At 67.6% G+C, this 25,355-nt stretch carries 25 protein-coding genes and 1 tRNA gene; 9 read left to right on the top strand and 17 right to left on the bottom strand.

Going from position 1 to position 25,355, the window contains the following annotated elements:
• Nucleotides 1-227 precede the first annotated feature (227 nt).
• The 3 genes from QPK32_RS16535 to QPK32_RS16545 all read right to left on the bottom strand — a co-directional run bounded on the left by QPK32_RS16535 (nt 228) and on the right by QPK32_RS16545 (nt 4,094).
• Nucleotides 228-1,772, bottom strand: coding sequence for a phospholipase D family protein (locus tag QPK32_RS16535; RefSeq protein WP_290413890.1), 1,545 nt, complete (start codon nt 1,770-1,772; stop codon nt 228-230).
• Nucleotides 1,773-1,924: 152 nt separating this feature from the next.
• Nucleotides 1,925-2,701 (bottom strand): enoyl-CoA hydratase, encoded by a 777-nt coding sequence (locus QPK32_RS16540; RefSeq protein WP_290413891.1) that lies wholly within the window; start codon nt 2,699-2,701, stop codon nt 1,925-1,927.
• A gap of 139 nt (nt 2,702-2,840) precedes the next feature.
• The gene (locus QPK32_RS16545; RefSeq protein WP_290413892.1) at nt 2,841-4,094 is read right to left on the bottom strand and encodes a murein transglycosylase A; all 1,254 of its coding nucleotides are present in this window, start codon (nt 4,092-4,094) and stop codon (nt 2,841-2,843) included.
• 12 nt (nt 4,095-4,106) lie between these two features.
• Between QPK32_RS16545 and QPK32_RS16550 the strand changes: the two genes are divergently transcribed.
• Entirely contained in the window at nt 4,107-4,274 is a 168-nt protein-coding gene (locus QPK32_RS16550; RefSeq protein ID WP_290413893.1) for a hypothetical protein, read from the top strand.
• On the opposite strand, the gene apaG is transcribed toward QPK32_RS16550, so the two are convergent.
• Nucleotides 4,275-4,649, bottom strand: a complete 375-nt coding sequence (gene apaG, locus QPK32_RS16555; protein ID WP_290413894.1) for a Co2+/Mg2+ efflux protein ApaG — start codon at nt 4,647-4,649, stop codon at nt 4,275-4,277. It abuts the gene before it with no gap.
• Nucleotides 4,650-4,803: 154 nt separating this feature from the next.
• Here apaG and rpe point away from each other — a divergent pair, with 154 nt between their 5' ends.
• From rpe to QPK32_RS16590, 7 genes are all read left to right on the top strand, one after another.
• Nucleotides 4,804-5,475, top strand: a complete 672-nt coding sequence (gene rpe / locus QPK32_RS16560; protein ID WP_290413895.1) for a ribulose-phosphate 3-epimerase — start codon at nt 4,804-4,806, stop codon at nt 5,473-5,475.
• Between the two features lies 1 nt (nt 5,476).
• Nucleotides 5,477-6,175 carry a phosphoglycolate phosphatase gene (locus QPK32_RS16565; RefSeq protein WP_290413896.1) on the top strand — a complete coding sequence of 233 codons (699 nt, stop codon included), beginning with the start codon at nt 5,477-5,479 and terminating at the stop codon, nt 6,173-6,175.
• 193 nt (nt 6,176-6,368) lie between these two features.
• On the top strand, nt 6,369-7,865 hold the full coding sequence (trpE, locus tag QPK32_RS16570) for an anthranilate synthase component I (protein WP_290413897.1): 1,497 nt from the start codon (nt 6,369-6,371) through the stop codon (nt 7,863-7,865).
• A 1-nt stretch (nt 7,866) separates the two neighbouring features.
• Complete coding sequence (locus QPK32_RS16575; protein WP_290413898.1) at nt 7,867-8,430, top strand: aminodeoxychorismate/anthranilate synthase component II; 564 nt, start codon at nt 7,867-7,869, stop codon at nt 8,428-8,430.
• 134 nt (nt 8,431-8,564) lie between these two features.
• Nucleotides 8,565-9,599 carry an anthranilate phosphoribosyltransferase gene (trpD, locus tag QPK32_RS16580; protein ID WP_290413899.1) on the top strand — a complete coding sequence of 345 codons (1,035 nt, stop codon included), beginning with the start codon at nt 8,565-8,567 and terminating at the stop codon, nt 9,597-9,599.
• A 13-nt stretch (nt 9,600-9,612) separates the two neighbouring features.
• The gene (gene trpC, locus QPK32_RS16585) at nt 9,613-10,413 is read left to right on the top strand and encodes an indole-3-glycerol phosphate synthase TrpC (protein WP_290413900.1); all 801 of its coding nucleotides are present in this window, start codon (nt 9,613-9,615) and stop codon (nt 10,411-10,413) included.
• Nucleotide 10,414: 1 nt separating this feature from the next.
• Nucleotides 10,415-10,951 carry an energy transducer TonB gene (locus QPK32_RS16590; protein ID WP_290413901.1) on the top strand — a complete coding sequence of 179 codons (537 nt, stop codon included), beginning with the start codon at nt 10,415-10,417 and terminating at the stop codon, nt 10,949-10,951.
• Between the two features lie 3 nt (nt 10,952-10,954).
• Here the strand turns inward: QPK32_RS16590 and QPK32_RS16595 are convergent, their stop codons facing one another.
• The 11 genes from QPK32_RS16595 to QPK32_RS16645 all read right to left on the bottom strand — a co-directional run bounded on the left by QPK32_RS16595 (nt 10,955) and on the right by QPK32_RS16645 (nt 23,607).
• Nucleotides 10,955-11,602: a TetR/AcrR family transcriptional regulator gene (locus QPK32_RS16595; RefSeq protein ID WP_290413902.1), complete on the bottom strand. Its 648-nt coding sequence runs from the start codon at nt 11,600-11,602 to the stop codon at nt 10,955-10,957.
• A 25-nt stretch (nt 11,603-11,627) separates the two neighbouring features.
• The gene (locus QPK32_RS16600; protein ID WP_290413903.1) at nt 11,628-12,674 is read right to left on the bottom strand and encodes an HlyD family secretion protein; all 1,047 of its coding nucleotides are present in this window, start codon (nt 12,672-12,674) and stop codon (nt 11,628-11,630) included.
• A 32-nt stretch (nt 12,675-12,706) separates the two neighbouring features.
• Complete coding sequence (locus QPK32_RS16605) at nt 12,707-14,290, bottom strand: MFS transporter (protein ID WP_290414030.1); 1,584 nt, start codon at nt 14,288-14,290, stop codon at nt 12,707-12,709.
• A gap of 2 nt (nt 14,291-14,292) precedes the next feature.
• Complete coding sequence (locus QPK32_RS16610) at nt 14,293-14,550, bottom strand: hypothetical protein (RefSeq protein ID WP_290413904.1); 258 nt, start codon at nt 14,548-14,550, stop codon at nt 14,293-14,295.
• A 10-nt stretch (nt 14,551-14,560) separates the two neighbouring features.
• Nucleotides 14,561-16,099, bottom strand: coding sequence for an efflux transporter outer membrane subunit (locus QPK32_RS16615; protein ID WP_290413905.1), 1,539 nt, complete (start codon nt 16,097-16,099; stop codon nt 14,561-14,563).
• A 165-nt stretch (nt 16,100-16,264) separates the two neighbouring features.
• Nucleotides 16,265-18,082 (bottom strand): M61 family metallopeptidase, encoded by a 1,818-nt coding sequence (locus QPK32_RS16620; protein WP_290413906.1) that lies wholly within the window; start codon nt 18,080-18,082, stop codon nt 16,265-16,267.
• 63 nt (nt 18,083-18,145) lie between these two features.
• Nucleotides 18,146-18,736: a nucleotidyltransferase family protein gene (locus QPK32_RS16625; RefSeq protein ID WP_290413907.1), complete on the bottom strand. Its 591-nt coding sequence runs from the start codon at nt 18,734-18,736 to the stop codon at nt 18,146-18,148.
• 10 nt (nt 18,737-18,746) lie between these two features.
• Nucleotides 18,747-20,960 carry a xanthine dehydrogenase family protein molybdopterin-binding subunit gene (locus tag QPK32_RS16630; protein ID WP_290413908.1) on the bottom strand — a complete coding sequence of 738 codons (2,214 nt, stop codon included), beginning with the start codon at nt 20,958-20,960 and terminating at the stop codon, nt 18,747-18,749.
• 10 nt (nt 20,961-20,970) lie between these two features.
• Complete coding sequence (locus tag QPK32_RS16635; protein WP_290413909.1) at nt 20,971-21,429, bottom strand: (2Fe-2S)-binding protein; 459 nt, start codon at nt 21,427-21,429, stop codon at nt 20,971-20,973.
• Nucleotides 21,430-21,605: 176 nt separating this feature from the next.
• Entirely contained in the window at nt 21,606-22,328 is a 723-nt protein-coding gene (locus tag QPK32_RS16640) for a DsbC family protein (protein WP_290413910.1), read from the bottom strand.
• A 28-nt stretch (nt 22,329-22,356) separates the two neighbouring features.
• A complete protein-coding gene (locus QPK32_RS16645) occupies nt 22,357-23,607 on the bottom strand; it encodes an FAD-dependent monooxygenase (RefSeq protein ID WP_290413911.1) in 1,251 nt (416 codons plus the stop codon).
• Between the two features lie 129 nt (nt 23,608-23,736).
• On the opposite strand from QPK32_RS16645, the gene QPK32_RS16650 reads away from it, so the two are divergent.
• A tRNA-Phe gene (locus tag QPK32_RS16650) sits at nt 23,737-23,812 on the top strand.
• 74 nt (nt 23,813-23,886) lie between these two features.
• Here QPK32_RS16650 and QPK32_RS16655 read toward each other — a convergent pair.
• Together QPK32_RS16655 and QPK32_RS16660 are read right to left on the bottom strand one after the other, a co-directional pair.
• Nucleotides 23,887-24,819, bottom strand: a complete 933-nt coding sequence (locus QPK32_RS16655; protein ID WP_290413912.1) for a LysR family transcriptional regulator — start codon at nt 24,817-24,819, stop codon at nt 23,887-23,889.
• Nucleotides 24,820-24,861: 42 nt separating this feature from the next.
• A complete protein-coding gene (locus QPK32_RS16660; RefSeq protein WP_290413913.1) occupies nt 24,862-25,200 on the bottom strand; it encodes a CzcE family metal-binding protein in 339 nt (112 codons plus the stop codon).
• Nucleotides 25,201-25,355 lie beyond the last annotated feature (155 nt).

Below are 25,355 nucleotides of genomic sequence, written 5' to 3' on the forward strand. Positions count from 1 at the left end.
CTTATCGACTGTTTATTGTTAAAGAACTCGAATCTTGTACTACCTTGCTGCGCTCCGCGAATCGTTTTGTTCGTCAGCAGCAGAGAAGTGAGATTATGCAGTGTTTCGCTTGACTCGTCAACCCCTCGTTTTCTTCCGCTTTCGCTGCCGTGAAGCTGCGTCCGCGTCGGAGGAGCGAGACTATAGCAAACGCATGCGCAGGTCCGCAAGAGTGTCCCGGCAGTTTTTTACAACAGCCAGTCGATGGGCAGCCACGACAGCACGCGTACGCCGGCCCGCTTCCATACGCTGGTGCCCGGCTCCTCGCGGTACGCCGTCACCGTCTCCCCCGTGCGCTGCAGCCAGACGAGCTTGCTGTCGGCATCCAGGCGGACTTCGAATGCCTTGGCCGGCATCGAAGTATTCAGGCGCTGCGCCAGCTGGCCTGCCAGCGCCGGGCTGTCGATGACCAGGCCCATTTCCGTGTTCAGCTCGATGGAGCGGGGGTCGAGATTGAAGGAACCGACGAAGACACGCTTCCCGTCGACGCCGAAGGTCTTGGCATGCAGGCTCGACGAGGAACTGCCGCCGATGCGGCGCTGCTGCGTGGCGCCGTCGTCCATGCGGCGCAATTCGTACAGGGACACGCCCGCTTCGAGCAGGTCGCGCCGCCACTTGGCGTAGCCCGCATGGACGGCCGCGACGTCCGTCGCCTGCAGCGAATTGGTCAGCACCCGCACATGCACGCCGCGCTGCGCCATGCCGGCCAGCGTCGCCGTCGCTTCCTTGCCGGGCACGAAATAAGGAGACACCAGGTCGACGCTGCGCTGCGGCTCGCCCATCGCCTTGCCCAGCGCGACCGCCAGGCGTTCCTGCTTGCGCGCCTTGCCGAGCGCCTTGGCCGGGTCGTCGCTGACCAGGCGTGCCGGCGCCCACTCCAGGGGCAGGCTGCCCTGCATCAGCTGTTCGGCGAAAGGCAGCCTGCGCAGCGCCTCGATATAGTCGCGTGCCGCCGGCTCGCGGCGCCGTGCCTCGGCACGCCTGGCCAGCGCCTGCGGGTCCTCGGCATCGTCCGCGTGGACGAGGGACGCCACAGGATAGGCGGACGCGCTGTTCCAGTAGCGGTCGAAATCGCTGGAGACGTCGCGCACGGCCGGCCCGACCGCCAGCACGTCGAGGTCGACGAACAGGAAATCGTCGCCGGCGCCGAAATACTCGTCGCCGATATTGCGCCCGCCGACGATGGTCACCTGGTTGTCGACCGTGAACGATTTGTTGTGCATGCGCCGGTTCAGGCGCGCGAAATCGGTCAGGTAGCCGACGCCGCGCCAGGACCGCAGCGCGAAGGGATTGAACAGGCGCACCTCGACGTTCGGCATGCGCGCCAGGCCCAGCAGGACGGGATCGAGGCCGGACGTGTTGTTATCGTCCAGCAGCAGGCGCACGCGCACCCCGCGCGCCGCCGCGCTGCGCAAGGCGTCGAGCAGCAAGGTGCCGGTGAGGTCGCCGTGCCATATATAGTACTGGACGTCCAGGCTGCGCTCGGCGCGGGATGCCAGCAGGGCACGGGCGGCGAAGGCGTCGCGACCGTCGGCCAGCGCGTGGATGCCCGACTGCCCGGGGTGCTGCGCCAGCAGCGGCCCGATGGCGGCGCCCAGGCGCGTACCGCCGGTATCGGTGAAAGCCGTGGATGGCGTCCGCGGGGCCAGCGGCGGCAGCGCCGTGCAGCCGAAGACGGCCACCGCCGCGAAGGCGAACACCCCGCCGATCTTGATGACTGCGGACGCCCGCACGGCTAAAACCTATCCCAGCAGACCGGGGGCGCGCCTGGCAAGCGCAGGCGGCGTTGCTCGTCGTTGCGTGGATCGCCACGCGGCCTCCTCGCGCCTTGCCTGCGCTTGCCATTCATCGCCATGTGCTTCCCCCGGCCTACTGAGACAGGTTCTTACATCCCGTCGAAGTTCGGCTTGCGCTTCTCCAGGAATGCGGCCATGCCCTCCTTCTGGGCCGCGGTGCCGAATCCCGCGTGGAAGAAGCGCCGCTCGTAGCGCACGCCCTCGGTCAGCGTGGTCTCGAAGGCGCGGTTGACCGCATCCTTGATCTGCATGGCCACCGACACCGGCATCGCGGCGATGCCGTTCGCGACTTCCAGCGCCACGTCCATCACCAGGTCGGCCGGCACCACGCGCGAGACCAGGCCCGTGCGTTCGGCCTCGGCGGCGTCGATCATGCGCGCGGTCAGCAGCATGTCCATGGCCTTCGACTTGCCGATCGCGCGCGGCAGGCGCTGGGTGCCGCCGGCGCCCGGGGTGACGCCGACCTTGATCTCGGGCTGGCCGAACTTGGCCGTGTCGGCGGCGATCAGGAAGTCGCACATCATCGCCAGCTCGCAGCCGCCGCCCAGCGCATAGCCGGCGACGACGCCGATCACGGGCTTGCGCACATCCAGGATGTGTTCCCAGTTGCGGCCGATGTAGTTGCCGGGATAGGTGTCGGCATACGTGTAGTTGGCCATGGCCGCGATGTCGGCGCCGGCCGCGAACACCTTGTCGCTGCCCGTCAGGACGATCACGTTGATCGACGGGTCGGCATCGAAGGCATGCAGCGCATGCCCCAGCTCGTTCATCATGTTGTCGTTCAGCGCATTCATCGCCTTCGGACGGTTCAAGCGAATGACGACGACCTTCTCGTGCTGCTCGATCAGCAGATCGGCATATTCCATGGCACACCCCCATCTGAATTATCCAAGAGCGTCGATTGTATGACGTATACGGAAACTTTGTCCTGCCGTCATCGCCGTCGTCGATTGCAAGGATGCGCCGGCGCGGCGTGCGCCCGGTCGAATGCGGAGCTGACCGGGATCAGCGCGCGGCCGGGCGCGGCAGCAATGCCCAGATCTGACCGCGCTGCTTCATGCGCCCCGCATTGTCCGCCGCCTGCGGGCCGAAGCCGAAGAAGAAGTCGGCGCGCACGGCGCCCTTGATGGCGCCGCCCGTGTCCTGGCCCATCACGAGGCGCTGCATCGGCACCTCGCTGCCCGCTTCCGTGGTCGACAGGAACAGCGGCGCGCCCAGCGGCAGGAAGGCCGGGTCGATCGCCGCCGAGCGGGACGGCGTCAGCGGCACGCCGAGCGCGCCCTTCGGACCGACGCTGGGATCGGGCAGGCGCTCTTCGCGGAAGAAGATATAGCTGGGATTGACGTTCAGGAGTTCCTGGCGCCGCTCCGGGTGCGCGGCGATCCAGGCGCGGATGCCCTGGGCCGTGGCCTCGGCCGACGTCAGCTCGCCCTGCTCGACCAGCCAGCGGCCGATCGCCTTGTACGGATGGCCGTTCTGGTCGGCGTAGGCGACGCGCACCGTCTCGCCGCCGTCCAGCTCCACGCGGCCGGAGCCCTGCACTTCGAGGAAGAAGGCCTCGACCGGGTCGTCGACCCACAGCAGCTCCTTGCCCGGGATCCGGGCGCGCTCGATCTCGGCGCGCGTTCCATAGGGCACGACCGTCTTGCCGGACAGGCGGCCGCGCAGGCGCATGCCCTTCAGGCTCGGGTAGACGCTGGCCAGGTCGACCGTGATCAAGTCGTCCGGCACCTTGTACAAGGGCGTCTGGTAGGCGCCGCCGCGCTTGCGGGCGCCGCGCAGTGCCGCCTCGTAGTAGCCGGTGATGAGGCCGGCATCCGCGCCGTCGGCGGAACGCACGAGGTTCGGCACGAAATACGCTTCGAAGTAGCGGCGGATCGCCTCGCCGTCGGCCGCGTCGACCGTGCGGCTGGCCGCGCAGACGGCCTTCCAGTCGGGCTTGGCCGCCAGCGCGCGGCAGGAAGCCTGGAACGCGGGCCAGGCCTGGCGCAGGTCGTCCTGGCGCCAGCCGGGCAATGCGTCGAAGGCGACCGGCGTGAACAAGGGCGCCGGGGGCTGCGGCGGCACGGTCACGGGCCCCACCGGCGGCGGCATCTTGATCGGCGGCTCGGCCGGCTGCGGCTGCGGCTTCGGCTGCGGCTGCTGCTGGGGCTGCCCAGGTTGTGCCGGCTGCTGCGGCGCCGTCGTGCACGCCGCCTGCATGGCGACGATGGTCACGATGGTCAATAAGGCGGGTACACTGCGGGATGTCGAGAGCATGGGGGAAACCATATGTGGATACTGCTGTTGGAAGCGGGCGTGGCGCTGTTCCTGCTGGTGTTCATCGTCTGGTGGACGATGTTCGCGGGCCGCAAGCCGGAGCAGCAACAGGAACAGGAACGGGAACAACAGCGGCAAGCTCGGCCGCTGCCGCCCCGGGACGAGCCGCCCCGGTCCTGATCAATGCAGGGCGTGCGGCAGCGACAGCACGAATTCCGGGATCGGCACCTCGAAACGGTGGCCATCCTCGGCCACGAAGAAATACTCGCCCTTCATCGAGCCGAGCTGGGTCTCCAGCTGCGTGCCGCTCGTGTATTCGAACTGCTGGCCCGGCTGCAGCAGCGGCTGGTGGCCGACGACACCCAGGCCGCGCACTTCCTGCAGCTGGTTGTTGGCGTCGGTAATGGTCCAGTGGCGCGAAATCAGCTGGGCCGCGATGTCGCCCGTGTTCTTGATCGTGATCGTGTAGCTGAACACGTGCCGCCCCCGGTCCGGGCTGGACTGCTCGGGCAGGTATTGCGTCCTGACGGTGATGGCGAAGTCGTAGACGGGCATCGATGTTCCTTGTGGGTGTTGAGAAGCGTGGCCAACATGATACAACGCCCGCCGGATGGGCGGCGGCTGGCAGGAAGATGTCCCGGTCGCCGTGCCCTGGCGCTCTTGTCGGCGTACAATGTCGCCTCTTCGACATCAGCAGTTCCAGCACACCATGACCACCTACCGCATCGCCCCCAGCATCCTGTCCGCCGACTTCGCCCGCCTCGGCGAGGAAGTCAGGAATGTCGTCGCCGCCGGCGCCGACATCATCCACTTCGACGTGATGGACAACCACTACGTCCCGAACCTGACCATCGGCCCGCTGGTGTGCCAGGCGATCCGTCCGCACGTGCAGGTGCCGATCGACGTGCACCTGATGGTCAAACCGGTCGACCGCATCATCCCGGACTTCGCCAAGGCCGGCGCCGACATCATCACCTTCCACCCGGAAGCGTCGGAACACATCGACCGCACGCTGCAGCTGATCCGCGATAACGGCTGCAAGGCCGGCCTGGTATTCAACCCTGCCACGCCGATGCACTACCTGGAACACGTGATGGACAAGATCGACATGATCCTGATCATGTCCGTGAACCCGGGCTTCGGCGGCCAGTCCTTCATTCCGGAAGCGCTCAAGAAGATCGCGATCGCGCGCCGCCTGATCGACGAGTCGGGCCGCGACATCATGCTGGAAGTGGACGGCGGCATCAAGGCCGAGAACATCGCTGCGGCGGCGGCGGCGGGCGCCGACACCTTCGTCGCCGGCTCGGCCATCTTCGGCAAGCCGGACTACAAGGCCGTGATCGACGCGATGCGCGCCGAACTGGCGACGGTCGGGAAATAACATGCGGGACGGCGCTGCGGCCATCCGGGCCGCCATCATCGACCTGGACGGCACCATGCTGCACACGGTGCCGGATTTCGAACTGGCCCTGAACGGCATGCGCGCCGACTATGGCCTGGCGCCGGTCACGCAAGCCATCATCGAACCGATGGTGGGCAAGGGATCGGAGCGCCTGATCCGCGACGTGCTGGCGCTCGACTACGGCCCGGACCGCATCGACGCCGTGTTCACCGAAGCGATGGCGTCGTACCAGCGCCACTACCTCGCCATCAACGGGCAACGGAGCACGCTGTACCCGCTGGTGCTGGAAGGCCTGGCGGCATTGAAGGAACAGGGCCTGCGCCTGGCCTGCGTGACCAACAAGCCGATCGCCTTCGCCACGCCGCTGCTCGACCAGAAGGGCCTCGCGCCCTTCTTCGAGCTGGTCTACGGCGGCGATTCGCTGCCGCGCAAGAAGCCCGATCCCTTGCCGCTGCTGCAGGTGTGCCGCGACTTCGGGCTGGCGCCGGCCGAGGTGGTCGCCATCGGCGACTCCAGCAACGACGCCAAGGCCGCGCGCGCGGCCGGCTGCTTCGTGCTGACGGTGCCATATGGTTATAACCACGGAAAGCCTGTGCAAACGATTAATTCCGATGGTATAGTTGATTCGCTGCTCGAAGCGGCAAAGCTGATATCTGCACACAACGACACCGCAACGTAACTCGTCTATACATGTTTTTCACCAAAAAACACACCGTCAACCACTCCGGAGCCCCTGAGGCCTGGGTCTGGCGACGCTGGCAATCCTGGTCCAACTGACCGCCTGATTGCTGCAGGCACACGCACGTGCCTGCAGGTTTTTTGAAGACATCGCCGCCCGTCCCTCCCCTTTCACGGCCGGCCCGGAGAAAAGCATGACCGAACTCGAATTCAAATCGCTGGCCACGCAAGGCTATAACCGTATTCCCCTCGTCGCGGAAGCATTCGCCGACCTCGAAACCCCGCTGACGCTGTACCTGAAGCTGGCCCAGAGCCAGGACGCCGGCAAGAACACCTTCCTGCTGGAATCGGTGGTCGGCGGCGAGCGCTTCGGCCGCTACTCCTTCATCGGCCTGCCGGCGCGCACGCTGCTGCGCACCGTCGGCAACGTCACGACGATCGAGCGCGACGGCAAGATCATCGAGACCCACGAAGGCAATCCGCTCGACTTCATCGAACAGGTGCAGGGCCGCTTCAAGGTCGCGCTGCGTCCCGGCATGCCGCGCTTCTGCGGCGGCCTGGCCGGCTACTTCGGCTACGACACCGTGCGCCACATCGAGAAGAAACTCGCCGGCGGCGCACCCAGGGACGACCTGGGCCTGCCGGAAATCCAGCTGATGCTGACCGAAGAGCTGGCCGTGATCGACAACCTGTCCGGCAAGCTGTACCTGATCGTCTATGCCGATCCGTCGCAGCCGGAAGCCTATCCGAAGGCGCGCCAGCGCCTGAAGGACCTGCGCATGATGCTGCGCCGGAGCGTCGACGCGCCGGTGACGTCGAGCTCCGTGCGCACCGAGGCGGTCCGCGACTTCAGCAAGGAGGATTACCTGAAGGCGGTGGCCGTGGCCAAGGAATACGTGATGGCCGGCGACCTGATGCAGGTGCAGATCGGCCAGCGCATCCGCAAGCCCTACGTCGATTCGCCGCTGTCGCTGTACCGCTCGCTGCGTTCGCTGAACCCGTCGCCGTACATGTACTACTACAACTTCGGCGACATGCAGATCGTGGGCTCCTCGCCCGAGATCCTGGTCCGTAACGAAAAGGAAGCCGATGGCCAGCGCAAGGTCACGCTGCGCCCCATCGCCGGTACCCGCCCGCGCGGTTCGACGCCGGAACGCGACGCCGAACTGGCGCACGAACTGCTCAACGACCCGAAGGAAGTGGCCGAGCACGTGATGCTGATCGACCTGGCGCGCAACGACATCGGCCGCATCGCCACGACGGGCAGCGTCAAGGTGACGGACAAGATGGTCATCGAAAAATACTCGCACGTGCAGCACATCGTCTCGAACGTCGAAGGGACGCTCAAGGATGGCATGTCCAACCTGGACGTGCTGCGCGCCACCTTCCCGGCCGGCACGCTGACGGGCGCCCCCAAGGTGCGGGCAATGGAGATCATCGACGAGCTGGAGCCCGTGAAGCGCGGCATCTACGGCGGCGCCTGCGGCTACCTGTCGTTCGGCGGCGAGATGGATGTCGCCATCGCCATCCGCACTGGCGTGATCAAGGACGGCAACCTGTACGTGCAGGCGGCGGCCGGCATCGTGGCAGATTCCGTCCCCGAGATGGAATGGCTGGAAACGGAAAACAAGGCGCGCGCCGTGCTGCGCGCGGCCGAGCAGGTCCAGGACGGCCTGGACGGGGAGATTTGACATGCTGCTCATGATCGACAACTACGATTCCTTCACCTACAACATCGTGCAGTACTTCGGCGAGCTGGGCGAGGACGTGCGCACCGTGCGCAACGACGAGATCACGCTGGAGCAGATCGCCGACATGGATCCGGACCGCATCTGCATCTCGCCGGGCCCGAAGTCGCCCATCGATGCCGGCGTCTCCGTCGACGTGCTGAAGGAATTCAAGGGTAAAAAGCCGATCCTGGGCGTCTGCCTGGGCCACCAGGCCATCGGCGAGGCGTTCGGCGGCAAGATCATCCGCGCCAAGCAGGTCATGCACGGCAAGACCTCGAAGATCGCGCACACGGGCGTGGGCGTGTTCAAGGGCCTGCCCAGCCCCTTCACCGTAATCCGCTACCACTCGCTGGCCATCGAACGCGCCTCGCTGCCGTCCTGCCTGGAAGTGACGGCATGGACCGACGACGGCGAGATCATGGGCGTGCGCCACAAGGAATTCGACATCGAGGGCGTGCAGTTCCACCCCGAGTCGATCCTGTCGGAGCATGGGCATGCGATGCTGAAGAATTTCCTCGAGCGCTGAGCGCCCACCGCGTCGTCCCTGCGGAGGCAGGGACCCAATTTCCGCGAACTGCCTGCACATTGGGCCCCTGCCTGCGCAGGGGCGACGTTCCAGTGCCGCGTATCGAACACTGATTTTCAAGAACGGACCCCGCCATGATCACCCCCCAAGAAGCCCTGCTGCGCTGCATCGAGCACCGCGAAATCTTCCACGACGAGATGCTGCACCTGTTCCGGCAGATCATGTCCGGCGAGATGTCGCCGACCATGGTCGCCGCATTGACGATGGGCCTGCGCGTGAAGAAGGAAACCATCGGCGAGATCACCGCCGCCGCCGAAGTCATGCGCGAATTCTCGACCAAGGTGCCGATGGCCGACACCACCCACCTGCTCGACATCGTCGGCACGGGCGGCGACGGCGCGAATACCTTCAATATCTCCACGGCCTCGATGTTCGTCGCCGCCGCCGCCGGCGCGCGCGTGGCCAAGCACGGCGGACGTAGCGTGTCCTCGTCGTCCGGCAGCGCCGACGTGATCGAATCGCTGGGCGCGCACATCGACCTGAAGCCCGAGCAGATCGCCCAGTCGATCGCGCAGACGGGCATCGGCTTCATGTTCGCGCCGAACCACCACGCCGCCATGAAGCATGTGGCGCCCGTGCGCCGCGAGCTGGGCGTGCGCAGCATCTTCAACATCCTGGGACCGCTGACCAATCCGGCCGGCGCGCCGAACATCCTGATGGGCGTGTTCCACCCCGACCTGGTCGGCATCCAGGTGCGCGTGCTGCAGCGCCTGGGCGCCCAGCATGCGCTGGTGGTGTGGGGCCGCGACAATATGGACGAGGTCTCGCTGGGCGCCGGCACGCTGGTCGGCGAGCTGGTCGACGGCCAGATCCGCGAATACGAGATCCATCCGGAAGACTTCGGCCTGTCGATGATCTCCAGCCGCAACCTGAAAGTCGCCGACGCCGCCGCCTCGAAGGCGCGCGTGCTGGAAGCGCTGCGCGGCGAGCCGGGTCCGGCGCACGACATCGTGGCGCTCAATGCCGGCACCGCGCTGTACGCGGCCGGCGTGGCGCCGTCGATCGCCGCGGGCTTGGAGAAGGCGCGCGCCGCCATCGCCTCCGGCGCGGCGCTGGCCAAGCTGGAACAATTCGTGGACGTGACGCGCCGGCTCGGCGCGGCGGCCTGATCGAGGAGTGAGCATGTCCGATATCCTGAGCAAGATCCTGGCCGTCAAGGCCGACGAAGTCGCCGCCGCGAACAAGCGGCGCGACCTCCACAGCCTGCGCCGCGACGTGGAGAGCGACGGCGAACTGCGCGCCGGCATCCGCGGTTTCGCGGCGAGCCTGCGCCGCAGCATCGGCGCCGGCCGCGCCGGCGTGATCGCCGAAGTCAAGAAGGCGTCGCCGTCCAAGGGCGTGCTGCGCGCCGATTTCCGCCCGGCCGACATCGCGCAAAGCTATGCGCAGGGCGGCGCATCCTGCCTGTCGGTACTGACCGACGAGCAGTTCTTCCAGGGTTCCGCCGCCTACCTGCAGCAGGCGCGCGCCGCCTGCGCGCTGCCCGTCATCCGCAAGGACTTCATCGTCGACCCGTACCAGGTGTATGAAGCGCGCGCGATGGGCGCCGATGCGATCCTCTTGATCGTGGCGGCGCTGGACCATGGCCTGATGGCGGAGCTGGAAGCCTGCGCGATGGAACTCGGCATGGACGTGCTGGTCGAAGTGCATGACGACGATGAGTTGACGGCCGCACTGCGACTCAAGACGCAACTGCTGGGCATCAACAACCGCAACCTGCGCACCTTCGAGGTCACGCTCGACACCACCATCGGCCTGCTGCCGCGCATCTCGGCCGAACGCCTGGTGGTCACCGAGTCGGGCATCCTGAAGCCGGAGGACGTCAAGCGCATGCGCGACGCCGACGTGCATGCCTTCCTGGTGGGCGAAGCCTTCATGCGCGCGCCCGATCCCGGCACCGAACTGCGACGATTATTCGACTGACATGAACCACATCCGCGCAGGCCTCTTCATTCTATTGATCGCAGGCCTGGGCGGATGCTCGGGCGTCCGCACCACCCTCGTCGGGGCGCCACCGCCGCCGTCCTCTCCCATCCAGCCCGACGCCCCCGCCGCCCCGGCGCCGGCCTCGCTGCCGTCTTCGCTGCCGTCTTCGCTGCCGCCTTCCCTACCTTCCCCGAGCGGCCTGGACGACTACAAGACGCAGGTCGCCCGCCACGTCCTCCAGCACAATCCCAACCTCGCGTTTTCCGGCACGCTGCCCCCGCTGATGCCCGCCATCGTCGTGCTGCGCATCACGGTCGACCGGCAAGGGCAGATGACGGGCGTGGAAGTACAGCGCTCGCGCGACGCGAACGCATCGCGGGTAGCCGTCGATTCGCTGTGGCGCAGCCTGCCCCTGCCGCCGCCCCAGCGGCTGGCGCAGGCGGACGGCAAGCTGACGTTCTCGGAAACCTTCCTGTTCGGCGAGCGCTACCGCTACCAGTTGCGCAGCCTGGAACCGCCGCAGGCGGGGGAATAAGGACTAGCCGGCCTGGCGGCCCGCCGTATCGCGCAGCGCGCGCAGCGCAATGCCGATCAAGTCGCCCGGCTTGACGTCGCCATGCAGTTCCACCGCATTGCCATAGGCGATTTCCATCACGAGCGCGCCCAGCTTCAGGTGCGGAATCGACGATTGCCCGGACGGGAAAATGCGCGCGAGGCGCTGGCCGACTTCCTTCCACTGGGCGTCGAACATCCCGCTGTAGCGGGCCGCCAGCGCGGCGTCGACGCGGGCGCGGCGGGCCATGTCCAGCACCAGCAGGCGCAGGTCGGGCTCGTGCTGCATGCCGTTGGCCCAGTCGACGACGGTGCCGATCACGTCCCCGTCCGGCGCCAGGGCATCGAGCCGGGTGCACAGCTCGGCGGCCTGGCCGCCGCCGTAATGGTCGAACATGGCGCAGAACAGTTCGTCCTTGGACGCGAAGTTCGAATACAGCGCGCCTTTCGAATACCCCGCCTCCTCGGCGATGCGGTCGCAGGAGGCGCCGCCATAGCCTTCGCGCGTGAAGACGACGGCGGCCGATGCCAGCAGCCGTTCGCGCGTCTGCGCCCGGCTCTGTTCGCGCGTCAGGCGCGCCGGCCGGGCGCCGTTCAGCTGGTCTTGCAACAGGGAGGATTCGTGTTCGCTCATAAGGTGCGTGTTGTTGCGGACAGGGTCAGCCGGTCCGGCCGTCCCCGCCATGGACGGTCGGCGTGACCGACATGCCGACCTTCAGCAGGCGCGCCGCCTGCTGGTTGGGGTCGAGGACGATCTTGACGGGCAGGCGCTGCACGACCTTCGTGAAGTTGCCCGTCGCGTTATCCGGGGCGACGGGAGAGAAGGCGACGCTGCTCGCCGGCGCCAGGCTGTCCACATGGCCCGTCAGGGTCGTGCCCGGCAGCATGTCGACCGTCATTGTAACCCGCTGGCCCACGCGCATCTTTGCCAACTGGGTTTCGCGGAAATTCGCTTCCACATAGGCCTGTTGCAGCGGCACGACGGCCAGCAGCGGCACGCCGACGCGGGTATAGGCGCCCACGCGCACGCTGCGCTGGCCCACGATGCCGTCCACCGGCGCCTCGACACGCGTGTACGACAGGTTCAGTTCGGCCGCGTCGAGCGCCGCCTTGCTGCGCGCCACCTGCGCCTCGGCCTGGGCCAGCTGCGCCTGCAGCACGTCGACTTCCTGCTTGGCGGCGCTCAGCGCGGCCACGGCCGCCGTATGGTGGGCCGCCGCGGTGTCGGCCTGGGACTCCGCCTGCTGGCGGTCCTGCTGGGTCGCGGAACCGTCCGAGGCCAGGTTGCGATAGCGCTCGGCATTCGCCTTGGCGAACTTCAGCGTGGCGGCATCCGCATCGATGGCGGCGGCGGCGCGCTTGATCGTGCTGCCCTGCTGGGCGATGGCGGCGCGGGCGCGCACCAGGTCGGCGTTCGCCTTGGCCAGTTCGGCCTTGGCCATGTCGACGGCGACCACGTAGTCGCGGTCGTCGATGCGGGCCAGCAGCTGGCCCTTGTGCACCTGCTGGTTGTCCTCGACCAGCACCTCGACGACATTGCCGGCGACCTTCGGCGCGACCAGGGTGAAGTCGGCGGTCACATAGGCATCGTCGGTGCTCTGCGATGCGCTGCCGCTCTCGCGGTATTGATAGGAATAGGCGCTGCCGGCGACCAGTGCGGCGACCAGGACGGCGATCGACAGCTTTGCGGATTTGGGGAGAGACATGGGATACCTCGATATTTATATTGTTTGATACGTCAGTGTTTGGGCGGCAGCACGGGCGGCGCCATGTACCGGAGCGACAGCACGAGCGGGATCAGGGCCAGCGCCAGCGCGCCCAGCACCAGGTAGGCGTCGGCGATCGCCAGCACGAAAGCCTGGTGCGACACGCGGTGGGCGATCTCGGCGAACGCGCCCGGCTCCACGGCGCCGGCGACGCGGCGCACATTGGCTGCCTGGTCCAGCAAGACGTTGGCATGCGTGGCTTCGCGTACCGTCAGGATGCGGCCGACCAGCGCGCCGCCGAACATGGAGCCGAACGCGCGCAGCACGTTGACGATGCCGGACACCTGCGGCCCCTCCATCGGCTGCACGACGCTGGTCGCGAGGAACAGCAGCGAAATCACGGCCATCGGCTGGCCGAACGCGTGCAATGCCTGCGCCAGCGCGAACTGGTCGGCCATCCACTCGGGCGTGACCTGGGCGCCGCACCAGCAGGCGATGGCGATCAGCAGCAGGCCGAGGGAGAACACGTGGCGCGCGTCGACCCACTTCTTGTACAGCAGCCACGAGACCATCGGGCCGATGACGAATTGCGGCAGGCCGACTTCCAGGCCGATCACGGCCAGGTGCGGCGTGCGGAAGTGCCAGGCGTGGCCCAGGTAGTCGGCCGGCAGCAGGGAGCCGGACAGCAGCACAACCAGCATGCCGACGAAGATCGTGAAGCCCAGGCCCAGGTTACGGCGGTGCAGCAGCTGCAGCTTCACGAACGGCATCGGGTGGAACCATTCGCAGACGAGGAAGATCGCCAGCAGGGTCAGGCCCGCACCGAACAGCCAGCATACGAGCACGCTGTCGAACCAGTCCAGGCGCTCGCCCTGGGACAGGCCGACGCCCAGCATCACGAGGCCGGCGATCCCGGTCACGAGGCCGATCCAGTCGATCTGGCGGAAGCGTTCCAGGCGCACCGGATCCTGCGGGATGCCCCAGCCCACGGCCACGAGGGAGAACACGGCCATCGGCACGATCTGCCAGAACAGCAGGTGCCAGTTGGCCAGCGAATCCGTCCACGTGGCGGACAGCCAGGTGGCCACGTTCGGCGCGAACGTCGCCGTCATCGCGTACAGCGCCAGGCCGTACAGCCGGATCGGCAGCGGGAAGAAGCGCAGCGCGGCCGCCATCAGCACGGGAATCAGCAAGCCGCCGAAGAAGCCCTGCAGGCAGCGCAGCACGAGCAGCGTGCCGACGTCCGGCGCGAACGGCGTGAGCATGCCCAGCACGGCGAAGGTCGCGACCACCGCCATGTGGTAGCGCCGGAACGAGAACGTGATCGCGAACCAGGCCGAGAACGGCATCGCGGCCAGTTCGAACGCGCCGTACAGGCTCGTGATCCAGCTGCCGTCGTCGACGCCCATGCCGAAGGCGGTGCGGATGTCGGTCAGCGCCAGGCCGCCGATGCGGCTGTTCAGGCCCGACATCATGGCGGCGACGAAGACGCCGACCACGCCCGTCAGGATGCGCGCGCCGAAGGGATGCGGCACGGGAGCGGCTGGCGCTGCCGGGGCGGCCGGCGCCGCTGGCGCGGCCAGGCCCGGCAGGCCGGGAGACAATTCAGCGGCCATCGTCACGCGCTCCCGTCGCTGCCGGCAGCGGCTGCACGCGCCGCCGCCTCGGCCGCGGCCATCGCCGCCTGGCGGTCGGCGCAGACGCCGCTGCCGGCCACGCCGCCATCGGCATAGGTCTGCACTTCCCAGTGCCAGATGGCGTCGAACTCGTCCGCCCACACGCACAGGCGGCGGTGATCGACGCTGTAGGTGGCGGCGTCGAGGTCGCGCACCCACACGGGCGTCTCGAATTCCGCGGACTGGTACCAATCGTTCATGCGGGCCTCCTCACTTCGCCGCGGCCAGCGCCGGCTGCGCCGGATCCCAGCCGCCGCCGAGCGCCTTGTACAGGGCCACCATCGCCAGCGCCATCTCGGTGCGGCCGCGCGAGGCGGCGTTCTCGCTGTCCAGCAGGCGCTGCTGGATGACCAGCACGTTCAGGTAGTCCGCCGCGCCCTGCGTGTAGCGGCGCTGCGCGTTGTCCAGCGCCTTGCGGTTCTCCGCCGCCGCCACCTCGAGGTGGGCGGCGCGCTGCTGCACGGCGCGGTAGGCCGTCATCGCATTGGCCACTTCGTGCCAGGCGCCCAGCACCGTGCGCTGGTAGTCGATCGCCGCCTCCTGCTGGCGCGCCTGGGTCAGGGCGAGATTGCCCGTCAGGCGGCCGCCTTCGAAGATCGGCAGGTGCAGCACGGGACCGACGGCGAACTGGCGCGAACCCCAGTCGCCCGCATCGGAAAACTTCAGCGACTGGAAGCCGAAGCTGCCCGTCAGGCTGATGCTCGGATAAAAATCGGCCTTGGCCACGCCGATGGCGGCGGTGGCCGCGTGCAGCTGCGCTTCGGCGCGCAGGATGTCGGGGCGGCGGCGCGCCAGCTCGGACGGCAGGCCCACCGGCACGCGGGCCGGCAGTCGCGGGACCTCGACGGTATCCGCCAGGCGCGCATCCAGCGCATGCGGCGGCTGCGCCAGCAGCAGGGCCAATGCGTTCTTCAGGGCGTCGCGGCGCTGTTCGAGCGCGGGGATCGTGGCGCGGATCGTCTCCACCTGGGCGGCCGACACGGACGTGTCGAGCTGCGTCGCCACGCCCTGCTCGCGGCGGCGCTCGGCCACGTGCAGGCTCTTGCCGGCCAGGTCGGCATTCGTGCGGGCGATGCGCAGGTCGTCCTGCACGCCGCGCAGTTCCAGGTAGACGCGCGCCACTTCGGCCGTCACGGAAACGCGCATCGCCTGCGCATCGAAGTGCGCGGCCTCCGCCTGCGCGGCGGCCGATTCGCGCATGCGGCGCGCCCGGCCCCACAGGTCCAGCTCCCAGCTGGCGTCGATGCCGTATTGCGTCAGGCTGTACGGGGGCGAACCGGATTCGCCCGGCATCGACGCCGTGCCGAACGGATCGGCGCCGCTGGCGGCGTTCGCGCTCACGGGCTCGGCCGTGCCCATCAACGCGAGGATGCCGTTCGGGCTGGCGCGCTCGCGCAGCTGGGACGCGTTGGCGCCCACGCGCGGCAGCAGCGCCGCGCCGCTGATCCTGAGGGCGGCGCGGCTCTGCTCCAAACGCAACGCGGCCGTACGCAAGTCGAAATTGGCGGCCAGCGCGTCCCGCTCGAGGGCGACGAGGGCCGGGTCGTCGAACAGCGTCCACCAGGACGGATCGACGGGCTCGCCGACGGCCTGGCTGGCGATGCCGGCCGCGCGCGCATCATCGAAGACGGCGGCATGGGTCTGCGCTGCCGGCGCATGGAAGTCCGGGCCGGTGGCGCAGCCGCCGAGCGCCAGCAGCAAGGGCAACAACGCCGGCCCTGCGGCGCGAAGAGGTTTGAAGGTCAACATGGGATGCCGGAAAGAAACGAATCCCGGTAATTATACCGATCGGTATTTGAAATTCAAACGGTATTTATGTGATGACAGGTATTCATAAACATGGCCAAAGGCGGAAGCAGAAATGACAACGCCCCGAACTCGGTCGGGGCGTTGTTGGTGGCAATGCAATACGATTCAGCTCGCGCTGGGCCGCTTGACCGCCGTCTTGCGCGTGCCGGGCGCCGTCGTGATCTGGATGCAGGGCACGCGGTCGCCCTGCAGCGTCACGTCGAACGCCATCAGCTCGTCGCGCCGGAAGGCGTGCACGGTCACCTTGTCGCCGACGCGGTAGCGCGCGAACAGCTGTTCCAGGTTGGACGGCGCGCCGTTCACGCGCAGGCCGTCGACGGCGATCACGATGTCGCCCGCCGACAGGCCGGCCTGGTGCGCGGCGCCGCCTTCGTGGACCTGGGTCAGCTTGGCGCCGGCGGCGTCGCGGCCGATGCCGGCGTCCAGCGACGGCTTGCTGCTCTTGCGCTCTTCCGCCACCTTGATGCCGAACGGCGCGTACAGCTTGGCCAGCGGGATGTCCTCGGTGCCGCGGATGTAGCGCTCGAAGATCGACTTCAGGCGCACGCCGGCCACTTCGTCGAACAGCGCCTCGACTTCCTGCTCCGTCACGCCGCGCGCTCCACCCTGGTAGAAATCGCGGCCGTAGCGTTCCCACAGCGCCAGCATCACGTCGTCCAGCGATTTCGTCCCGCCCGTCTTGGCGCGGATGGTCAGGTCGAACGCCAGGCCCACCAGCGAACCCTTCGTGTAGTAGCTGATGATGGCGTTCGGCGCGTTCTCGTCCTGGCGGTAGTACTTGCTCCAGGCGTCGAAGCTGGACTCGGCGATGCTCTGCTTGGTGCGGCCGCTGCCGCGCAGCACGCTGGCGACGGTCTTGCCGAGCAATTTGAAATAGGTCGCCTCGCTGATGATCCCGCTGCGCACCAGCATCAGGTCGTCGTAGTAGCTGGTGAAGCCTTCGAACAGCCACAGCAGCGGCGTGTAGTTCTCGACCTGCAGGTCGTAGGGCGCGAACACGGCCGGCTTGATGCGCTTGACGTTCCAGGTGTGGAAGTACTCGTGGCTGCACAGGCCCAGGAACTTGGTATAGCCCTCGTTCGGCTCGGCGGTCTTCGGCGCGGCCGTCGTCGGCAGGTCGGCGCGCGAGCAGATCAGCGCCGTCGAGGCGCGGTGTTCCAGGCCGCCGTAGCCGTCGCCCACGGCCATCGTCAGGAACACGTAGCGGTCCATCGGCGCCTTCTTCGTCTTCGGCTCGAAGAACGCGATCTGGGTCTCGCAGATGGCCTTCAAGTCCTGCTCCAGGCGCGCCATGTCGAGGTTCGGCACGCGGCCCGTGATCACGATGTCGTGGCGGATGCCGTGCGCCGTGAAGCCGCCCAGCGCGAAGTCGCCCATCTCGACCGGATGGTCGATCAGTTCGTCGTAGTCGGCCGCGGCATAGGTGCCGAAGCCGTAGCGCTTGGCCTGCAGTTCCGGCAGCGAGGTCGCCACGCGCCAGTTCTTCGTGGCCGGGTCGGCCGGGCGCTGGATGTCGACGTGGTGCGCAGTCCCTTCCTGGCCGTGGACGCGCAGGAACACGCTGGTGCCGTTGAAGAAGCCGTGGGTCTGGTCGAGGTGGGCGGCGCGCACCGACAGGTCCCAGGCATAGACTTCGTAGTGCAGCGTGAGCGGACCGGCGACGGGCGCCGCCTGCCAGGAATGCTTGTCCAGTTTGGCCAGCGCGACGGCGGCGCCGTTCGATTCGGCGCGGATGCGCACGATGTTGCGGGCGAATTCGCGGATCATGTAGCTACCCGGGATCCAGGCCGGCAGCGAGAACACCTGCCCCTGTGGGTCGGGCGCCGCCACGGTGGCGGTGACGTTGAACAGGTGTCCGGCCAGGTCCTTGGGCACGATGGTGTAGTGGACCGCCGCCTGCTTCTTCTGGTTGGTTTTTTTCATGGGGTTGAAGAATCCTCTCTCGATGCGCCGTAGTGTAATCGGATTCCCCAGCGCCGGGGAGCGCTACAGATCGTCCGGCGTATCGATATCGCGGAAAATACCCATGTCGTCGACAGGGATTTCCGTGACCGGACAGGTTCGCAGCAGCCGGCGCGCGCCCTGCTCCCCTTCCAGGGCCAGCAAGGCATCGAGGTGAAGGCGGCCGAAACCGACCGGATTGCCGCGTCTTCCATCCATGACGGGCGCCACGATCGGCGCGCCGCCGGCCAGTGCGGCCGCCAGCGCCGCCAGCGTGGCGGGCGCCACGTGCGGCATGTCGCCCAGCGCCACCAGCCAGGCGTCCGCATCCGGAAGAGAGTAACGGATCGCATGCGTGAGCGACGCCGCCATGCCGCTGTCGGCATCGGGGCAGACGGCGACCTCGCAGCCGAGATCCGCCAGCAGCGCGGCCACCCCGCCGTCACCTGGCGGCACCACGGCGACCACGCGCGGCACGGCCGCCAGCAGCTTGCGCGCGCTGGCGGCGGCGACCGGCATGCCGCCGGCCTCCGCCAGCGGCTGCAGCAGCTTGTTGCGCTGCCCGGCCGGATCGAAACGGCGGCCCCGGCCCGCGGCCATCAGGATGCCGACCACGGACAGGGGCGCCGCCGTCATGACACCCCCGTCATGCCGAGGCCAGGTCGAACGGCAGCTTGCGCAGGCGCTTGCCGGTCAGCTTGAACACGGCATTGGCGAACGCCGGCGCCAGCGGCGGCAGGCCCGGTTCGCCCATGCCCGTCGGCGCGTCCTGCGAAGGCACGATGTGCACGTCGATCTGCGGCATCTCGTTCATGCGCGGGACCACGTAGTCGCTGAAGTTCTGCTGCTCGACGACGCCGTCCTTGAGCGTGATGGCGGCGCCCGGCAGCGTCGTGCCCAGGCCCATCAGCGCGGCGCCCTGGATCTGCGCCTCGATCGTGAGCGGATTGACGGCCAGGTTGCAGTGCACGCCGGCCGTGACCTTGTGCAGCTTCGGTGCGCCATCCTTCATCGACGCCTCGACCACGTAGGCGATCACGGTATTGATGGACTCGTGCACGGCCACGCCATGCACGTGGCCCTTCGGCAGCTTGGCCTTGCCGTAGCCGGATTTCGCCACGGCCAGGTCCAGCGCCGCGTGGTGGCGCGTGTGTTTCGCGTCGATCAGCTTCTTACGGTAGGCCACGGGATCCTGGCCGGCCGCGTGCGCCGCCTCGTCGATCAGCGTCTCCATCACGAACGCCGTGTGGGTCGAGCCCACCGAGCGCCACCACAGCACCGGCACGTTGGCCTTGGCGGTGTGCGCCGTCAGGTTCAGCGGGATGTCGTAGGGTTCGCCCATGCCTTCGATCATGGTGCCGTCCACGCCGTTCTTGACCATGAAGGCTTCGAACGGGGTGCCGGCCATGATCGACTGGCCGACGATCGCATGGTCCCAGGCGACGATATTGCCCTGCGCGTCCAGGCCGATGTCGGCGCGGTGCACGTGCGACGGACGGTAGTAGCCGCCCTTGATGTCGTCCTCGCGGCTCCAGATCATCTTCACGGGTCCCTGGTGGCCGGCGGCTTTATAGGCCTTGGCGATGTTGACGGCTTCGACCACGAAGTCCGAGCTCGGCACCGCGCGGCGGCCGAAACCGCCGCCGGCCATCACGGTATGCAGCGTCACCTGTTCGGGCTTCAGGCCCGCGGTCGCGGCGGCGGCGGCCTGGTCGCCGGTCTGGTATTGCGAGCCGACCCACAGCGTGCAGCTGTCGTCCTTCAGGTCGGCCGTGCAGTTGATCGGTTCCATCGGCGCATGCGCGAGATACGGGAATTCGTAGACGGCCGAGATCTTCTTTGCCGCGCCCGCGAGCTTCGACGTATCGGCCTGGCGCGCGACGGCGCCCGGCGTCTTCGCCAGCTCGGCGAACTGCGCCATCTGCTTGGCGCTGTCGACCTTCTCGACGGCGCTCGTGTCCCACTCGATCTCCAGCGCGTCGCGGCCCTGCTTGGCCGGCCAGTAGCCGTCCGCGATCACGGCGATGCCGCGTCCGCCGCGGTCGACGGGGATTTCCAGCACGTCGACGACGCCGCGGATCGCCTTGGCCTTGGCGGCGTCGAACTTCGCGACCTTGGCGCCGAACACGGGCGGATGGGCGACGACGGCAATTTTGGTGCCTTGCGGCTTCAGGTCCAGGCCGAACTGCTGGCGGCCCGTGGACTTGGCGCGCGCATCCAGGCGCGCCATCGGCTTGCCGACGTAGCGGAACGCTTTCTGGTCCTTCAGCACGACGGTTTCCGGCACCGGCATCTTCGCGGCCGCGTCGGCCAGCGCGCCATAGGTGGCTTTCTGGCCGCCCGGGCCGATCACGACGCCCTTCTCGGTGCGGCACTGCGACGGGTCGACCTGCCACTGCTTCGCGGCGGCGGCCACCAGCATCGCGCGGGCGCGGGCGCCCACTTCGCGGTACTGGGTGAACGAGTGGGCGATGGTGCCCGAGCCGCCCGTGATCTGCATGCCGAACACGGGGTCCTTGTAGACGTCGGCGGCCGGCGCCAGCTCGCTGCGCACCTGCGCCCAGTCGGCGTCCAGCTCGTCCGCGATCACCATCGGCAGCGCGGTGTGCACGCCCTGGCCGAATTCGAGGCGGTTGACGATGACGGTGACGGTATTGTCCGGCGCCACGCGCACGAAGGCGTTCGGCGCGTAGACGACAGGCTTGGCGTCGGCGGCGCGCGCCAGGCGGCGGCCGCCCGGCAGCACGAAGCCCAGCACCAGGCCGCCCGTGGCGGCGGCGCCGGCCTTCAGGAAGCCGCGGCGCGACGATACCTTGACGGCTGCAGCCTCGGCTGCGCCCTTGAACCATTCTGCTCGCATATCGGTCTCCTCAGGCCAGGGTCTTGGCCGCGTCCTTGATGGCCAGGCGGATGCGTTGGTAGGTACCGCAGCGACAGATATTGCCGCTCATGGCGTTGTCGATGTCGGCATCGCTCGGCTTCCTGTTCGTGCGCAGCAGCGCGGCCGCGCTCATCACCTGGCCGCTCTGGCAATAGCCGCATTGCGGGACGTCGTGCTTGACCCAGGCGTCCTGCAGGGCCTTGCCGACCTTGTCGGACTCCATCGCCTCGATGGTCGTGATCTTCTGGCCGGCGGCCGCGGAGATCGGCGTGATGCAGGAGCGGATCGCGGCGCCGTTCATGTGCACGGTGCAGGCCCCGCACAGGGCGGCGCCGCAACCGAACTTGGTGCCGGTCATGTCGAGGTTGTCGCGCAATGCCCAGAGGATGGGCGTGGAAGGATCGGCGTCGACCTGCACGTCGCGCCCGTTGATGTTCAGAGTGACCATGAAACTCCCTATCGTTTGTGGACGTACTGCTTCTTGACTGCTTATGAACTACCTGTCAACTGCTCATGTACGACGACGCCGCGCATGCGGATGCATGGCGCGGCGTCTTGCTGCGATTACTTGCTGCGATTATTTGCTGCGATTACTTGCTGACGGTGCTGCTTTACTTTATCTGCTTACTGCTTGACCGTGGCCAGCTTGGCTTCCAGCGTCTTCTGGTCGATGGCGCCCGGGATGCGGGTGCCGTCGGCGAAGAAGATCGCCGGCGTGCCCGTGATCTTGAGCTTCTGGCCCAGGGCCAGCACCTTGTCGTTCGGGGTCTCGCAGTTGTCGGCGGCGGCCGGCGCGGCCTTCCCGTTGATCATCCAGTCGTCCCAGGCCTTGGCGCGGTTCGGCGCGCACCAGATGTTCTTCGACTTCACGAAGGAGTCGTCGGACAGGATGTTGTACATGAAGGTGTAGATCGTCACGTTGTCGACGTTCTTCAGCGTGGTCTGGCGCAGGCGCTTGCAGTAGCCGCAATTCGGATCCTCGAATACGGCGATCACGCGCTTGCCGTCGCCCTTGACCTGCTTGATCGCCGAGTCCAGCGGCAGGTCGGAGAACTTGATCTTGTTGATCTCGTCGATGCGTTCGCGGGTCAGGTCGCGCGTGGTCTTGGCATCGTAGACGTGGCCGATGACCAGGTACTCGCCCTTCTTGTCCGTGTACAGGATGTCGCCGGCGACGCGCAGCTCGTACAGGCCGGCATACGGGGTTTCCTTGACCGACTCGATCTTGGCGCCGCCCAGGCGCGGTTCGACGTTCTTCTTGATCGTCGCCTCGACCGAGTTCTGGGCGCCCACGCAGGACGCCATCAGGCCGGTTGCCAGCAGGACGGCGAGCTTCGTTTTCATCATGACTGATTCCTAAAATCTTCTGTGGAGGTTACCGACCCATCGCATGGGCAATCAGCCGACGCTTGACCAGTGGCAACTTATCCAGCAAGTTTAATCCCAAATTGCGAATCACGCGCACCGGCTCCAGGTTGGCGCCGAACAGGCGCTCCAGGCCGTCGGTGGCCAATTGCATCAATAAAACGTCTTCCTTGCGCGCACGCGCATAGCGGGCCAGCACGCGCTCGTCGCCGATGCCCTGGTGCGCATCGCGCTCGCCCAGCACGCGCAGCAGGTCGACCACGTCGCCGAAGCCCAGGTTCATGCCGTGGCCGGCCAGCGGATGCACGGCGTGGGCGGCGTCGCCGACCAGCGCCACGCGCGGCGCGACCAGCGAATGGGGGCGCACGAGGCGCAGCGGGATCGCCTGCACCGCCTCCGGCTGCAGGGGTTTCAACAGGCCCAGCTTCTCGTCCGCGAACTCGCCCAGGCGGATCGCCAGCTCGCCCAGCGATTCGTTCATGATGGTGTCGGCCAGCGTATCCGGCGCCGACCACACGAGCGAGACGCGGTTGCCCGGCAGCGGCAGCAGCGCGACGATGCCGTCCTTGCAGGTGAACCACTGGTGGGCGACGTTGTGGTGCGGCTTCTCGCACTCGAAATTGGCGACGATGCCGCGCTGGTGGTAGGCGCGGTAGTCGACGCCGATGTCGCACTGCCCGCGCACCCACGATTCGCGCCCGTCGGCGCCCACGACCAGCTTGGCCGCGAGGCGGCTGCCGTCGTCCAGTTCCACGGTCGCCTCGTCGCCGCCGTTGCACAGGCGCGTGGCGCGGCCGGTGACGATGGTAACGTTCTGGGCGAAGCGCAGCGCCGCATCCAGCGCGGCATTCAGATTACTGTCCTCGACGATCCACGCGAGCGTGCCGGCATGGGCGCCGAAGGCATCGAAGCCCAGGTGGCCGCCCTGCGCGCCGTCGCCCTGCACGTCCATCGCATCGACGGGCGCCACCCTTCCCATGTCCAGCGCGCCCCAGACCTTGAGCGAGGACAGCAGCGTGTGCGCCGTGTGGTTCAGCGCGTACACGCGCGTATCCCACGGCTTCTCGCCGCCGGCCGCCCCCTCCTGCCCCGCTCGCGCGGGCGGCACCAGCAGCGTGACGCTGTGCCCGGCCTGGGACAGGCCGAGCGCGGCGGTCTTGGCGATCGCACCGTTACCGACGATGCAGACGTCGCTGCGACGGGCATCGCCATGCCGGGCGTCGGAGCGGAAGGTGGCGGAGGAAGTGGTCTGTGTGGTCATGGAGACATTATAGACCTTCACCGCCAGCCCCTTCGCCCCTCCCGGACGGCCCATAGCCCCTGGATCGCAAAAAATTGCTGTTCAGGACTTGCGATACCGCAAAGTGCTGGCTATAATCATGCCTCTCTTGGCCTGGTAGCTCAGTTGGTAGAGCAGAGGATTGAAAATCCTTGTGTCGGTGGTTCGATTCCGCCCCGGGCCACCAAGAATTCTGCAGTACAGCAAGACGCCACCTTCGGGTGGCGTTTTTGTTTTCCGGCGCGCTTCCGGCGCACTCCCTCAATCGAAGAACGCCATGTCCCGCGCCACCGCACGCGGCAATTCCTGCTTCAGCAAGTCGATCCACGCCCGCGTCTTCGCATCCACGAAGCGTCCGGAGGGCAGCAGCGCGAAGATGCCGATCTCGGGCGAGCGCCACGCGGGCAGCACCTGCACCAGGGTGCCGCGGCGCAGGTCGTCGACGACGCTGTACAGCGGCAGCATGGCGATGCCCAGGCCGCGCAGGGCGCTGTCGAGCACCACTTCGGCGGCGTTGCCGACCAGCGGGCCTTCGGGGTCGAGCTTGACGTGTTCGGCGCCGTCGTCCAGTTCCCAGTAGGACGTGACCGAGGAATTGACCAGGCGCAGGCAGGTATGGCGGGACAGGTCGTGCGGATGCTGCGGCACGCCGCGCCGCGCCAGGTAGTCCGGCGCGGCGCACAGCACCGAGACCATCTGGCCCAGCTTCAGCGCCACCAGGGCGGAATCGGGAAGGTACTGGGCCAGGTAGACGCTGACGTCGATGCCCTCGGCCAGCAGGTCGGGCGGGTTCTGCGACGAGCTGTATTCGATGGTGACGCGCGGATTGTCCGTGCAGTAGGCGGCGACCAGCGGCGCCACGTAGCGGTTGCCGAAGGCCGTCATGCTCATCACGCGCAGGCGGCCGGCCGACTGGCCCGCACCGCTGGCCTCCCCTTCGGCGCGCGCCACCATGTCGAGGATCGCCTTGCATTGCGCGGCGTAGCGTTCGCCGACACCCGTCGGGGCCAGGCGCCGCGTGGTGCGGTACAGGAGCTTGGTCTGCAGCCGGTTTTCCAGCAAGGTGACCAGGCGCGAGACCTGGGCCTTGGTGACGCCCATGTGCTCGGCGGCGGCCGTGAAGCTGCCGCCGTCCAGTACGTGCACGAACGCATTCATCGCGTGCAACAGGCCGTAGTCGAGATCCTTGCGCATAAGTCCGCCATCTTACCGCAGGCGGGCGCCGGCCTTTCCGGATCAGTTATTCAGGTACAGCGGATTGGTCGACACGTAGGTGGTGACCTTGTGGTTCAGCACGCCCTCCGGTGCGATGCGTTGCAGGTCGAACGGGATCACCTGCTCGGTGCCGGTCTGGAAGTTCCAGGTGAACGAGCGGTCGCCGACGACGAAGCGGACGGTCGAGCCGCCGGTCACGTTGACGTAGCGGGTCGCATCGTTAACGACGATGACCTTGTCGACCGCCGCCTGTTGCGGCGCGCTGCTGCCGATGACTTCGAGCGGCTGGGGAGCGGCACCGGCAACGCCGGCTGCCAGGGTGCTTGCGAGCAATACGGGAAGAATCAGTGCGGTTTTCATGTCGGGCTCCAGTTCAGACAGTGGTGCAGCGTGGCGCCGTCCGCCTTACGGGCGGCGCCTTCGATCGCCGGATGAGCGATTTGCTGTGGAACTCATCATAGTCGTGCGGATGAGTACGAAAAATAGGACTGGATCGAACTCTTTGTTACGGATGA

This window comes from Massilia sp. YIM B02763, assembly GCF_030412015.1.
GTDB lineage: Bacteria > Pseudomonadota > Gammaproteobacteria > Burkholderiales > Burkholderiaceae_D > Telluria.